Source organism: Methylobacterium sp. WL116 (genome assembly GCF_008039455.1).
In the GTDB taxonomy this organism is placed as follows: domain Bacteria; phylum Pseudomonadota; class Alphaproteobacteria; order Rhizobiales; family Beijerinckiaceae; genus Methylobacterium.
Window position 1 is genome coordinate 1 of the sequence record NZ_VRUV01001086.1, and the last position, 566, is coordinate 566.

At 75.4% G+C, this 566-nt stretch carries 1 protein-coding gene; it reads right to left on the reverse strand.

The features are described 5' to 3' along the window. A partial coding sequence (locus FV223_RS29520; RefSeq protein WP_281407494.1) for a flavoprotein occupies nt 1-510 on the reverse strand: 510 nt, incomplete at its 3' end. Nucleotides 511-566 lie beyond the last annotated feature (56 nt).

Genomic DNA, 566 nt, shown 5'->3' on the forward strand with positions numbered 1-566 from the left:
GCCGGGCCCTGTCTCGGGCTCGGCCATCGGGCCGGCATTGGGGCCGACGACCCGGACGCCGTCGGCGAGCAGCGTCGCGAGGTTGCGCCGCGTTGCGGGATGCGCCCACATCGCCACGTTCATCGCCGGCGCGATCAGGATCGGCAGGGTGGTGGCGAGCAGCACCGTGGAGGCGAGGTCGGGGGCGTGGCCGGTGGCCATCCGCGCCATCAGGTTGGCGGTGGCCGGCGCCACCACCACCGCGTCGGCGTCCCGGGCCAGCTTGATATGGCCGATCTCCGCCTCGTCGGCCCGGTCGAACAGGTCGGTATGGGCGGGCTGGCCGGCGAGCGCCGCGGCCGCGAGCGGGGTGACGAATTCCTGCGCGCCCTTGGTCAGCAGCGGTCGGACGGAGGCGCCGCGCTCGCGCAGGCGGCGGATCAGGTCGAGCGCCTTGTAGGCCGCGATGCCCCCGCCGATGACGAGGAGGATGCGCCGGTTCGCGAGCGGCAACGTGGGGGCTGCGGTCATGGCAGAAGGAGTGCCGGTGCGGGGCGGGCCGCGTCAATCCCGGCCGCGGCCCGCGC